A 13,015-nucleotide genomic window follows, 5' to 3' on the forward strand; every position below is an offset into this window, starting at 1 on the left:
AAGAGATTAACTCTCGTTATTTCTTTTGTAGCCGACTTGTCTTCTTGTAACCGGTTCTTCCTGCTTCTCAATTAATTCGTCCAAATATTGAAAAACCAGTTCTATGTTTTTGTCTTGGTTCGCAAGCTTATTTTTGATTTCCTCAATATCAAGTTTAATGCTTAGGTTATCGGTCAATGTTTCACGGACTTTTGTGAATATCCGCATGATTTGGATGTTAACTTTAATTGCTTTTTCACTGTTCAAAACACTTGAAAGCATCAGAACACCATGTTCGGCAAATACATTGGGCAGTTTGCGACGGCCTCCCCAACTTGATGTCGCAAATTGCGACTTCAAGTTTTCAAATTCAAATTCCGATAATTGAAACATAAAATCCTCCGGGAACCTGGAGATATTTCTTTTTACCTGTTCATTTAATCGCCTTGTTTCCACGCCATACAACTCTGCAAGATCACTATCAAGCATCACTTTCTGTTCCCTGATAAAATAAATCTTGTTCATAATTATTTCATCGGGAAGCATTGAACTCTCTTGCTTTTTTTCGGCCATTTGGTTGTTATTTAGTTAATTGTAAAAATAACAATTTAAAACGTTAAATCATTAACTACACAGTTTGGGTAAATCTCCAAACGGATGGAATGCTATATATTTATCATGTTGTATGTGTACTATTTTTACACAAAACAACCGGAACCGGCAACACCAGAAATGATTTTGAGGTAGCACAACAACTGGAAGTTGATTGTATTTTGGTAGCCGACGGGCACCAGTCGAAAGAGCGACTGGAAGCAACCGGCGCTAAAGTAATCGACGATTTGCAGCAGCTTAAAACACTTCCGTTTTAATCTAAAAATTCACGTTTTTTGATATCCCGAATAAACAGCTGAAGATTGGTTTTACCCCGGTATTCGTTTTCGTTTATCGAATAACAAACATCAAAGGGCGAACCTGAAGTAATTACATCGTAAGCATCCGATTGATTAAATGCAATTCCCGGGAATATGCCGGAATTTACATCGGGCTCTACCAGATCAAGTTTAAGGTGCTCCTGGTTTTTTCCAACCAGTCGGCTGGTACCGGCATCAAAAACATCTTCGGTAACAAAAACAGGAGTCATATTGTGCGGACCAAACGGTGCAAATTGTTTTAGAATACGATAAAAGCGCGGCGTAATTTCGCTAAGCGCGATTTTAGCATCCACCTCAATGGTTTGAATTTGCTGTTTGTCGGTAATTTGTTTGGTTACTATTTCTTCAAAACGCTGTCGGAACTCAGGAATATTTTCAATTCTCATGGTCAATCCTGCAGCATACATGTGTCCGCCATACGATTCCAGCAAATCGCTGCACTGACCGATGGCTTCGTACAAATCAAAATCGCGCACCGAACGTGCCGAACCTGTTGCCAAACCATTCGATTCGGTTAAAATTACCGTTGGCCGGTAGTAATGCTCGGTAACCCGCGACGCCACAATACCAACCACACCTTTGTGCCAGTCGCGGTTATAAAGCACGGTACTGTTTTTATTCTTAAATTCCGGACTGTTTTCGATAGTGTCCAGGGCATCCTGGGTAATATCTCGGTCAAGCGTTTTTCGTATTTCGTTAAACGAGTCGATCTCCTCTCCCAGCAGATCAGATTTATCTTCATCGGTTGAAACCAATATCTGCACCGACTTTTTACCGTGTTCAATACGGCCCGATGCATTTAATCGTGGCCCGATTTTAAACACAATATCGCTAATGGTGATTTCGGTTCCTGAGATACCGGCAAAATTAATAATGGTTTGCAAACCAATTCCCGGATTCGAGTTCAGTTTCTTGAGACCGTAATACGCCAGAACCCGGTTTTCGCCGGTTATCGGAACAATATCGGCAGCAATACTTACAGCTACCAAATCGAGCAGATCGTAAATTTCTTCGTAATCAATTTCGTGTCTTTTGCAGTAAGCCTGCAACAGCTTAAATCCTACGCCACAACCCGAAAGTTCTTTGTAAGGATATTTACAATCCGATTGTTTTGGGTCGAGCACTGCCACAGCCGGCGGCACTTCATCATCCGGATTATGGTGATCGCAGATAATAAAATCGATCCCACGTTCCTTGGCTTTGGCAATCTTTTCAACGGCTTTAATTCCGCAGTCGAGTGCCACAATCAGCGTTACTCCTTTTTCAACGGCATAGTCAATACTTTTGGGCGAAATTCCATATCCTTCGCTGTACCGGTCGGGTATATAATATTCAATATCTTTTATGCGCTCTTTTAAGAACGAATATACCAGCGCTACCGAAGTAGTTCCGTCAACATCGTAATCGCCGTAAACAATTACTTTTTCGTTATTTTCAATGGCCTGATCCAGTCGGATTACCGCCTTCTCCATGTCTTTCATCAGAAAGGGATCGTGCAGGTCGCTTAGTCGGGGGCGGAAAAATGCTTTGGCTTCAGCGTAGGTTTTTATACCCCGCTGTACCAGCAAGCGCGCTATTACCATATTCACATTCAACGCCGCTGAGAGGTGCTTTACCTCGTTTTGGTCGCCTTGTTTTTTTAAGTTCCAAATTCTATCCATGCTGCGTTTTTGTGTTTTCAAGATGTGAATGCGCAAAGATACAAAATGCAACCGCATATGGAAATAAAACATTCACCCTCAACATTATTTTTTAATTGATTCAGTGTTACAACAACAATTACAACCGATCTGTTTTATTATCTTTGCCCAAATTTTTTTAAAGGATTCGGGAAACTTTTCCCGGGCAATAAATTGTCATTTAAACAAAAGAGTGACAGCAAAATAAAAGTGAAGAAAAAATGAGTCATCAGGAATTAAGCGAACAAGAGATCATCAGACGAAATTCGTTGCAAAAAATGCGCGAGTTGGGGATCGACCCCTACCCGGCGGCACAGTACCACGTAAATACCAACACCAAAGAAATAAAACAGAACTTCAAGGAAGAGGAGAAGAATTTTCAGGATGTAGTGATTGCCGGCCGTTTGATGAGCCGCAGAATTATGGGAAAAGCTGCGTTTGCTGAGATCCAGGACCACGAAGGACGTATTCAGATTTACGTTAACCGCGACGAAATTTGCACCGGCGACGATAAAGTGATGTACAACGAGGTGTTCAAGAAATTGCTCGACATTGGTGATATCATCGGTGTAAAAGGACATGCTTTTATTACGCAAATGGGCGAATTAACCATTCATGTTACTGAATTTACAGTGCTGAATAAATCGTTGCGTCCCTTGCCGATTGTAAAAGAAAAAGACGGTAAAACCTTTGATGCTTTTACCGATCCGGAACAGCGTTACCGCCAGCGTTACATCGATCTGATCGTTAACCCTGAAGTGAAAGAGACGTTCAAAAAACGGACAATCATATACAACACCATGCGCCAGATGTTTAACGAGTATGGTTATCACGAGGTGGAAACACCGATTCTTCAGCCTATTCCTGGAGGAGCTGCTGCACGTCCGTTTATTACGCACCACAATGCGCTGAACATGCCATTGTATATGCGTATTGCCAACGAGCTTTACCTGAAAAGACTGATTGTTGGTGGCTTTGAAGGCGTTTACGAATTTGCGAAAGATTTCCGTAACGAAGGAATGGACCGCACCCACAACCCGGAATTTACCGTGATGGAAATTTATGTGGCCTACAAAGACTACAAATGGATGATGAGCTTTACCGAAGAAATTTGTGAGCGTGTGGCCATGGCATTGCACGGAACCACAAAAGTTCAGTTGGGCGACAACATTATCGATTATAAAGCACCTTACCCGCGTGTTACCATGGCCGAAGCTATTTTGGAACACACCGGTTACGATATTAGCGGTAAGTCGGAAGAAGAGCTGCGCGAGATCTGCAAAAAGCTCGATATTGAAATCGACGAAACCATGGGTAAAGGAAAACTGATTGACGAAATATTTGGCGAAAAATGTGAGGGCAACTACATTCAGCCTACCTTTATTACTGATTACCCGAAAGAAATGTCGCCGCTTACAAAAATGCACCGCGACAACCCTGAATTGACCGAACGTTTTGAGTTGATGGTAAACGGTAAAGAGCTGGCAAATGCCTACTCGGAGCTGAACGACCCGATCGACCAGCGCGAACGTTTTGAGGACCAGTTGAAACTTTCGGAAAAAGGTGATGACGAAGCGATGTTTATCGACCAGGATTTCCTGCGTGCACTGGAATACGGTATGCCTCCTACATCGGGAATGGGAATTGGAATGGACCGCTTAACGATGTTTATGACCAACAGCCCATCGATTCAGGATGTGTTGTTTTTCCCGCAAATGAAACCGGAGAAAAAAGCAGTGGAACTGACCGAGGACGAAAAAGCAGTTTTCGAATTGCTAAAAGCGGAATCGCCAATTGAACTTAATGCGCTAAAAGACAAAGCCGGATTGAGCAACAAAAAATGGGATAAAGCCATTAAAGGCCTCACCAAAAAGAGTGTGGCTAAAGTTGAAAATACGGATGCCGGTTTGTTGGTGACGGCGTTGTAGATTATAGTACTGAGTATAAAGTAATGAGATAGTGATTAAGCTCTCTGCTGCTGCAGGGAGCTTTTTTATTTGCTAAAGATTGTGATTTGTAGCTATGCGTGTCTCTCTGATGGATTCTTGTAAAAATGGAGACTATATGGCCTTAAGCAAAGCACAAAGTTTACAATCAGAATATATATGTTTTAATATTTAATAAAACGTGAAGAAGTACTATTGATGTTTACAATGTAAATACCAGCAGACAGGAAACTAACATCAATGAAATTATCTGCAATCTCATTATCATATAGCACTCTTCCATAAACATCTAGAATATGGATATGATTACTTTTTCTTGGCGAAATAAAGTAAAGAAAATCATGTGTAGGATTTGGATAAACAATTGTCTCATTTCGTTTAATTAATTCAGCTCCTGTATAAAATTCACTTGGTAAAACGTATTTCCATAGCTCTATTGATTCAGCATGGTAAGAATCATTTATTAGAAAATAGAGTATGTCATCTATAAAAATAAGGTTGGAAATACAATTACCATCTAAAATACAATAACCATCGAATTTTGCAAGTTGTTGTAAAAAAGAAGTGGCAATCGCGGTGCCATCACTGGTCCACAAATCCACACTTCCATCTTTATTAATAACGGAAAAGAAAAGGTGATGATGGTAAACCATCATGTTATTTACATTGTTGACAAGTGTATCTGAATCAATTTTTTTGATTAAAAAAGTACCATCTTCAGTGCCGTTGCTTTCCCATAGACTGAAACCAATATCATCGTCATATACCGTAAAATAAAGCTTTCCATTATAATCAATCAAATTACCCAGGTTTGATGATAAAACACCAGTCTGAATATCTTTTACGAGCCTTGTACCTTCCTGTGTACCATCACTGGTCCACAATTCTTCACCATGAGTCACATCATCTCCAATAAAAAACAATTTTCCATTTACAATAGTAAAATTACTGATATTATTACGAAGCGAATCGACAAGTAATTCCGTTCCGCCCAATGTTCCATCAGTCTTCCAAAGTGTTGATTTTTGATATCTATTATTATCTATATAAAAAGCATCTCTAGTTCCAAAGAATACCAAAGAATCACTAGCTTTCGTTGGGTTTATAATTTCATATGTATCAATGTATTTTAAAAGAGAAATGTTTTCAAATAATTCATGACACGTGTAAATGTTTGTAGAATAAAAGACCACGTCCTTTTCAGCTAATTCAAATACAAATATTGGCTCATATCCACTGCTAAAATTAGGATGTACCTGATAGGTTCCGTCTGTTGTTCCATCACTAATAAAAACTCCGTAGGATGAAACACGCCATCCTCCTAAAACGCCAGTAGAATAGTAATACTCAGCTGCAGCTTTAAAAATCCATCTATTCCATACAAATTGAAAATTATGCGGCATTGCATCATAAGGGTGTATAATTTTAACTAAAACTGTTCCTTCTCTTGTTCCATCAGTCTTCCATAATTGATGAGTAGTAGACGAACTTTCTCTGCCTCCAAAAAGAAATACTCCATTACTTACAACTTCAGAATTCTCTGGCATTTCCCAAATTCTAACATCTTTCAACATAAAGGTTCCTTCCTCAGTTCCATCACTTTTCCACAAACCTTCACTATCAAAACCTAAAACAAGCTGATCGTTGACATTTAAAGAAAGTACTTTGAATGATGTCGGCCAATAAAAATCAAAGTCTTTGACACAAATCACTGTATCCGAAACATCATCCTCCATCAAAGTTTCATCTCCTCTGTTTCGTTCTTCAGAAGAAAAATCCATTAAAGAATTTCCATCCACTGAAATACTCCCAATTACAAGAATTAGAAACAATAAGTTATTGACGACTTTTGGCATGACATTGGAGCATTAATTGTAACTAACACCTAATTACAAAGTTACAGAAATATTCACCTAACGACAATTAAAACCGAAATCGTGTAGTGTAGAAAATAATACTCTTCATCATGCCCTGTCCTAAATCCTATTCGTTTCTTTTGGTACGTGTCACTGGTCTTATATTTTGGCCTAAAGAATATAAGATGAAAGTACACCTATGAAAGAGGGTATTCAGGAAAGCCACCAAATTTAACCCTGTCCCATTTTTATCCATAATCTACAATTTTTCCAAATCTGAAAAAGCACTCAAAAAACAAACAGCACATAAAGATCTCATATACTGATACTTAGAAATGCTGGCATTATGTTTGCTTAACATAGTCTGTCTATGGATAACTTATATCCTTTTGAAGATAAGGACCTTAACTTGTAATGAGTTGCACGATAACCGGGTTATCATTGAATTTTTACGACTGATAGATAAAAAATAAGGGTACTTCTTGAACGTCGTTGTTCAAATTCGAAACTTGTTGAGTTAGTCAACAACCTTCCTCCAGCGAAGCAATTTTTGTGATAAAACCATTGATTTCTAGCTGATCAATCCCTGCTCTCATACTGCATTTCTGCAGCCTACAAACATTTTTAAATAAAAAAACCAAAATCTTACTTTTTGAACCTTTAAATTGAATTATTATGAAAAAATTAGTATTTGTAAGTTTTTTACTGGCTATCTTTTTAGCACCTAATCTTGTTAATGCGCAGGCGACTTTTTATCCAGTTATCAAAACAGATGTATGGACAAACATCACTCTCGACGAGCTCCCAGCACGGCTACCTGCTTTTGAAGCTCGTGCGTTGGTTACTCCTGGAGGAGTTGTTCACTTAAAAGCTAAATATCAGCTACCTGACGTTTGTATGCTTCCACCTGATAAAGGAGCAAAACAAATCACCATTCCGTACCTTAGATTTAGATTTGAAACGACAAAAAATACATTATTTGAGATGAGGGATGTGCCAGCAAAGGTTGACAGTGACGGCGTCGTTACTATTGTTGCAAAATGGAAGATGAAGGATGAGTAATCGGATTAACAATCTATATCCTAAAAGCCTTTCTATATGATGTTAGAGAGGCTTTTTTATGTCCTTAACCATATGCGTTTCGTTGGTACGTATCACTGGACTTATAATTTGCATAAAGATTATAATATGAAAGTACACTTAAGAAAAAGGAAATTCAGGAAAGCCGACTGAGAACGAAGAATACAACTATATGATGAAAATCCCTTCCCATTTCTTTGAGAAGGGCTTTTTCTATTTCATCCAAGTCAGTCATTTTGCAACTACAACAAACCGCAGGTAACGCTGTAACTCAATACCTTGGCCTCCGTATACAAAACCATTCTAATGAATTAATCTTAAATCACAATCATGAAAAAAATCGTAGGTATAGCAGCGGCTTTTCTGCTGTTTGGCTTATTTGCCGGCGCACAAACCATCGAAAAAGGAAGTCTTATCAGCATCCACACCATCGAACTTACCGCACACCAAAACATTCCGGTTGACCGAATAATCAATTTTCTTGAAAACGAACTCTATCCGGCTTTTGCAAAGGAACTGGGTTGCGAGATTAAACTGATGAAGGGATTAAACCGGGAAACCGAGAACAAAATTGGCGTGGTCTATTACTATTCGTCAAAACAACATTTTAACCGGTTTTGGAACGACAACGGCGACCCCACCGAAGAGGGGAATAAAGCATTAAGCCATGTAGAACATTTAAGGGTGGAATTCAGAGAATTGGGCGAATCAAAAATTTTAGCCATCCAGGACTGGAGCGTTAATTAACCAAACAGATGTAACCCTTGGTTTTGTATGCTTTACACCATATTCAATTCTTTTGAAAGCCGTTCATTTTCGCGTAATTTTATTCGGATAAAATCTTTTTAACGGATTAAATGTTATTTAGATATGGAATACCGGGATTTCAATAAGGACTTTCATTTGAAATTAAGTGCCGAGTTTAAGCGCATCGATCAGCTTTTTGAGCAATTTCATCGCCATTTTATTCGCGAACAGTTGCTTATAGCCAACGAATATTCGGACTTAAACCTGCCAAAAGATGAATTAAACAAGGCGCTAAAACAATATGCCGCCCACTTGTTTAATTGTGCCGACTCGGTAGCCGACAAGGATGAAAACTACAACGAAATACGATTGGCGCTGGAATTGGAATCTATCACACGTGCAACGAATAAATATCCTTTGCGTTTCCGGGAATCGGAATTTGCCCAACGAACACATCAAAAAGCCAAAGAGTTGTTGATTCAGTTTTTCCCGGAACTCATGGAGCTCTCGGCCAACGGGTTTCGCCTTCTGGAGAAGTTTAGTCTGTTCTATAACCTCGATTTCATTTCGGTACTGGAAGAAAATAAAACAGCCATTGATTAGTAGAACTTCTTTCTCCGACAATTAATATGCACTGCTTTTCATGGCTCGTATTGTTTTTGGGCATAACCATTATTGGCAAAAATATTTAATATTGTACCAGACAGGCCTCTTTAGCTCAGTTGGTAGAGCAGCTCATTCGTAATGAGCAGGTCGCGGGTTCAAGTCCCGTGAGAGGCTCTTTTCTCACTATCTTTTACTGGTCGCGGGCCCTGACGTTTCAGTCAGGATGCTGATCAAGGCATCAGCATTCAAGTCCCGTGAGAGGCTCTTTTCTCACTATCTTTTACTGGTCGCATGCCCTGACGTTTCAGTCAGGATGCTGATCAAAGCATCAGCATTCAAGTCCCGTGAGAGGCTCTTTCCTTTTATTATGACTTGCCTTGCTTTCAAACAAGTCGAAATACCGCAAATAAAAACACCGACCAAAAATTATGGCCGGTGTTCCTTTTATTTTAATTGTATTTCTTAGTACAAATACGGGTTTTGTCTCAGCTCGAAGGTAATTGGAATTACTGCCAGTGAAGCAACTTCCACTCCTTCAACTTCGGCAGGTTTCCATTCACCAGAGGTTTCGTGCACAGCGTCAATTGCCTGTTGTTCCAGGTCGTCAACGTAGCGTTCAACCGGAGATTGGATATTCGTACTGGTTGTTACAAATGGTATTGTACCATCATCATTAACAATCATTTTTACAAATATGGTTCCTTCAACACCCCAGTCTTTTGCTCCTTCCGGATACTCAAGATTGTCAACTAATTCGTCGGAAAGTGCTTCATGCCCGTGTTCGTACATCGCTTCTTTATCAATATCGTAAAATACGCCAACTTGTTCGTTGGTTTGTTTTACCATATTCCGATGACTGTTTAGGTCGAACAGCACAACTTCCAGTCGTTTTCTGTCTATCTCGTTATCAATTCCGGTTACAACCACATCTTGTACTTCACCGTTTTCAATACCGTATTTAAATGTAAAAGCCGGATATTGTTCAACGATTTCTTTCAACTGATCGGTATATTCCATATCCTGATCATGCATGTCGTTTGTGGTGTAAGCCGTTTTTACCTTTTTATCCTGCGCCTGCAATGGCAATACCGCCGCCGATACCAGGAATCCAAGTGCTACTAAAAATGTTTTAAAATAAAATTGTTTTCTAAATTGTTTCATAACTAAATTTTCTCCTTTTCTGTTTTATGTGTTAAAAAGTTGATTGAAACAGGCCTGCCTTCACGAACGTTTAAATCTGTTGTCCGTAGCTTGTCCGCCTGTTTCGGGCTTTTATTTATAATAGTTAAAATACCGTGCCACAATTCTGAAAACAATTAGCTAATTCATAGCCATTTTACGTCTGTTTGCGCTGTTTGCATAAAGGGGTTTAAATATTATCAGAGACACTGTATTCTTTAACATTTTCATTCTTCCATCGTACTAAACACAGGCTATTTAGAATGAATCTAATTTGAAAGTTACTCACAGAAAATACAGTCGGCTTTTATTTTTATTTGTGGATCATTTACAGCAAATAAAAATAAAAGTGCTATCATTTTTCCAAACCGATTTTACCGTTGAAATCCTTCTACACTAATTCTTTGATTTTCTACACCTTGCAAATTTCAACCCATAAAAAAACCGAAGACTGTTGCCTTCGGTTTTTCCATTTCCCAATTTTGATTATCTCATTCTATTTCCTTTTACCGTGATAGTCGTAAAGAACTTCCTCAAACTCGGCATTTACTGCATCATCCGGGTTATATTCCGGTGAGTCTTTAATGGCTTCTTTTGTCATATCAACACGGGCTTCACGATCCGAGAAGCTAATCTTATCGATCACTTCAATCGGAAGTATTACTTTTTTACTCCAGGGGAATAAATTATTCGTGTCGACCACAAAGTACAGAATTTGCCAGTCGGTGTCGTCAATAATCAAATCGGAAATATGTCCGAATTTGTCATCGGTGGCGTTAATTCCATAACCTTTTATCTCGTTAAAACTACGCAAACTTGTATCAATGTCTTCTTCCTTAATTACCTTACGCGGTGCTCTGAATGCTACGCCCGGGTAAAAAACAACTTCGTTTCCGGCAAATGCGGCTGAATCGACCATCCAATACGGATATTTGATTCCGTAATAATCGGCCAGTTTTCGCTCGTAAATTCGCGATACCGGCATGTCGAAACTTAAGTTTGGCGACCGTTTAATATTGTCGACACTCAAGTTAATTTTGAACGTCTTTTCTTCCCAATCGGGCTCTCCAAGGAAATTATAGGGCACCAATACCCTGTTCGCCTTAAAGAAATTTCCCAGGTCAACTTCCACATACCTTATTATCCAACTCTTTTCGTCAAATAAAAAATCATTTACTTTTCCTTCTTCTCCATCCTTTGCCCTAACGGAGTATCCTATCAATTCTCTTAAACTACGTTTCATAATACCAGATTTTATATTTTGTTGTGCACTATTGCACGCTATCTCCCTGAACAGTTCTTATCGCTTACGATTTATAGCTATCGCTTTGCTTTTAATACTAATTCCAAAGATGTGCCACAATACGCCACACAATAAATCAACACATCTCATAAGACCTGAAATGCTGACACTTACGCCAACGGGATAGGTTTATAAAACAAGAATAAATATGAATTTACTGTGGAAAAAAGTCACAACAAGTGTGGAGAATTGTTACTTATCGATAAAAATATTAACGGAAAAATGAAAGCACCCGGTAACTTCCATGATGCAATAATTACAAGCGGTTTTAAGGGCGATTTTTTTTTGAAAAGGGGGCAGAAATCCTTATAACAGATTTTCACAAATCCGTTTCATAGCCAAGGATAGCATTTCAACGAGTGACGATTAAACAGAAATTAATGATTTTGTTTCACATCAAGGTAACTTCTGTACATCATTATAGAGATCGCCATCAGAAATAAAATACCATAAATAATTACTGCCATAACTTTTTGTTTTAAAGTATAGATGTGGTTACGGCCTAATACAGCAGTTGTTTCGCTTTAAATGAGATAGTTATCAAAAGCCGATTGTTAATATGTAGCAGAATATTAGTGATTAAGAAAGTTAAAAACAGTGTGGTCAAATAAGTACAGACTTCCCCTCTTATGGCATTTACTCCATTCAATCAGTGGTATTTCACGGGTGCAGCCCCATACCAAAATACTTTTAGCTATGTTTTACATCCCGATAGCATAAAATCAATACTGCAACGATTATAGCTATCACGACGCTTCCATAAAGAAAAATTGCCATAATAACTGGTTTTTAAACTATTAACTATTTCAACTGCTCTACAAGGCAACACGGCTTGCCTTGCAAACAAATTCTCTTCCAACACTACTTTCATAATATTTCGTTTATGTCAAGTCATTTAGTTATACGCAAAAAACGTGCAAAAAGATTACCTTTTCGTCTTTTTTAGAATATTAATATAAGGACGTAAACAAAATTATTTAATACATGTTAGGGAATTTCAACCGGACAGACGTTTGTTGAACCTGGTTAACATGAATTGCTGTAATTTAATTTGTTTTATTTATTTCGTGGCGGACGCAGTAAGCACAAACAGTTGTTAAAACAGTGTATTAAACGATCGGAGCACCTGGCACTCCGAAAGGCTTGCATTCCGGTTTCTAAAATACGGTAGCTATCCGCGAGATTAATTACGTATTGAATAACGAGCTTTCCTCAACATAAAAACTTGAGCCTTTTTCAGAATCTATTTCTGATAAGGCTCATTTTTTAGTCGTCCTAAAGTAGGTTAAATGACGTTAAAGATATTTCCCCAACCCTTGCGACTAGCCTTAACGATTTTTCTTGGAGAAAATTCAGGTTCTTGCATCCCTTTATTTCTTTCGCTCAGCACCTTTTTACAAAAGTCTTATCACTTAGTTATCGACGGTGTGAAAAGTACTTGGTAAGTAGATTGTAAATATTACTACAAAATGCTAAATCTCTTGGCAGAGGTTATTAATATGCGACAATTCTATTCTACTGCTACCTATAGCCTTTTTTAGCACATTTTACATATGTACCGGGCTTCATACCATGCTAAACGTATTACCTTTTTTGTAGCTAACAACCGCGTTTCGCCATTTTTTTTAGAATCCCGACATTTATCCTCGGGACTTCACTTTATTCCATAAAAAAACCTGGCTCCTCTAAAGGAACCAGGTTCTAATTT

Annotated in this window: 10 protein-coding genes and 1 tRNA gene; 6 read left to right on the forward strand and 5 right to left on the reverse strand. The window is 38.5% G+C overall.

Annotated features, from left to right (window positions below):
* Positions 1–6: 6 nt before the first annotated feature.
* Positions 7–552, reverse strand: coding sequence for an ORF6N domain-containing protein (locus LH29_RS22420; protein ID WP_045033566.1), 546 nt, complete (start codon positions 550–552; stop codon positions 7–9).
* Between the two features lie 89 nt (positions 553–641).
* On the opposite strand from LH29_RS22420, the gene LH29_RS22425 reads away from it, so the two are divergent.
* Positions 642–848, forward strand: coding sequence for a hypothetical protein (locus LH29_RS22425; protein ID WP_045033567.1), 207 nt, complete (start codon positions 642–644; stop codon positions 846–848).
* Here the strand turns inward: LH29_RS22425 and recJ are convergent.
* Entirely contained in the window at positions 845–2,572 is a 1,728-nt protein-coding gene (recJ, locus tag LH29_RS22430) for a single-stranded-DNA-specific exonuclease RecJ (RefSeq protein ID WP_045033598.1), read from the reverse strand. The two genes, LH29_RS22425 and recJ, sit on opposite strands and share 4 nt — an antisense overlap.
* Positions 2,573–2,811: 239 nt before the next feature.
* On the opposite strand from recJ, the gene lysS reads away from it, so the two are divergent.
* Entirely contained in the window at positions 2,812–4,518 is a 1,707-nt protein-coding gene (gene lysS / locus LH29_RS22435; protein WP_045033568.1) for a lysine--tRNA ligase, read from the forward strand.
* A gap of 182 nt (positions 4,519–4,700) precedes the next feature.
* Here the strand turns inward: lysS and LH29_RS22440 are convergent, their stop codons facing one another.
* Positions 4,701–6,392, reverse strand: a complete 1,692-nt coding sequence (locus LH29_RS22440) for an ELWxxDGT repeat protein (RefSeq protein ID WP_082063908.1) — start codon at positions 6,390–6,392, stop codon at positions 4,701–4,703.
* A 675-nt stretch (positions 6,393–7,067) separates the two neighbouring features.
* On the opposite strand from LH29_RS22440, the gene LH29_RS22445 reads away from it, so the two are divergent.
* The 4 genes from LH29_RS22445 (at position 7,068) to LH29_RS22460 (ending at position 8,999) form a co-directional block, all read left to right on the forward strand.
* Positions 7,068–7,454: a hypothetical protein gene (locus LH29_RS22445; protein WP_045033570.1), complete on the forward strand. Its 387-nt coding sequence runs from the start codon at positions 7,068–7,070 to the stop codon at positions 7,452–7,454.
* A 348-nt stretch (positions 7,455–7,802) separates the two neighbouring features.
* A complete protein-coding gene (locus tag LH29_RS22450) occupies positions 7,803–8,219 on the forward strand; it encodes a hypothetical protein (RefSeq protein WP_045033571.1) in 417 nt (138 codons plus the stop codon).
* Positions 8,220–8,342: 123 nt separating this feature from the next.
* A complete protein-coding gene (locus LH29_RS22455; RefSeq protein ID WP_045033572.1) occupies positions 8,343–8,822 on the forward strand; it encodes a hypothetical protein in 480 nt (159 codons plus the stop codon).
* Between the two features lie 104 nt (positions 8,823–8,926).
* A tRNA-Thr gene (locus tag LH29_RS22460) sits at positions 8,927–8,999 on the forward strand.
* A 288-nt stretch (positions 9,000–9,287) separates the two neighbouring features.
* Here the strand turns inward: LH29_RS22460 and LH29_RS22465 are convergent.
* Together LH29_RS22465 and LH29_RS22470 are read right to left on the reverse strand one after the other, a co-directional pair.
* Positions 9,288–9,986, reverse strand: coding sequence for an energy transducer TonB (locus tag LH29_RS22465; protein ID WP_045033573.1), 699 nt, complete (start codon positions 9,984–9,986; stop codon positions 9,288–9,290).
* Between the two features lie 514 nt (positions 9,987–10,500).
* Positions 10,501–11,247 (reverse strand): PRC-barrel domain-containing protein, encoded by a 747-nt coding sequence (locus LH29_RS22470; RefSeq protein ID WP_045033574.1) that lies wholly within the window; start codon positions 11,245–11,247, stop codon positions 10,501–10,503.
* Positions 11,248–13,015: the final 1,768 nt, after the last annotated feature.

This window comes from Draconibacterium sediminis (assembly GCF_000949475.1).
In the GTDB taxonomy this organism is placed as follows: domain Bacteria; phylum Bacteroidota; class Bacteroidia; order Bacteroidales; family Prolixibacteraceae; genus Draconibacterium; species Draconibacterium sediminis.

Bases quoted from the DNA above. Each gene is read 5' to 3' on its own strand.
- recJ (WP_045033598.1), bottom strand. From the start codon at position 2,572: ATGGATAGAATTTGGAACTTAAAAAAACAAGGCGACCAAAACGAGGTA.
- lysS (WP_045033568.1), top strand. From the start codon at position 2,812: ATGAGTCATCAGGAATTAAGCGAACAAGAGATCATCAGACGAAATTCG.
- LH29_RS22450 (WP_045033571.1), top strand. From the start codon at position 7,803: ATGAAAAAAATCGTAGGTATAGCAGCGGCTTTTCTGCTGTTTGGCTTA.
- LH29_RS22470 (WP_045033574.1), bottom strand. From the start codon at position 11,247: ATGAAACGTAGTTTAAGAGAATTGATAGGATACTCCGTTAGGGCAAAG.
- LH29_RS22445 (WP_045033570.1), top strand. From the start codon at position 7,068: ATGAAAAAATTAGTATTTGTAAGTTTTTTACTGGCTATCTTTTTAGCA.
- LH29_RS22455 (WP_045033572.1), top strand. From the start codon at position 8,343: ATGGAATACCGGGATTTCAATAAGGACTTTCATTTGAAATTAAGTGCC.
- LH29_RS22425 (WP_045033567.1), top strand. From the start codon at position 642: ATGCTATATATTTATCATGTTGTATGTGTACTATTTTTACACAAAACA.
- LH29_RS22420 (WP_045033566.1), bottom strand. From the start codon at position 552: ATGGCCGAAAAAAAGCAAGAGAGTTCAATGCTTCCCGATGAAATAATT.
- LH29_RS22465 (WP_045033573.1), bottom strand. From the start codon at position 9,986: ATGAAACAATTTAGAAAACAATTTTATTTTAAAACATTTTTAGTAGCA.
- LH29_RS22440 (WP_082063908.1), bottom strand. From the start codon at position 6,392: ATGCCAAAAGTCGTCAATAACTTATTGTTTCTAATTCTTGTAATTGGG.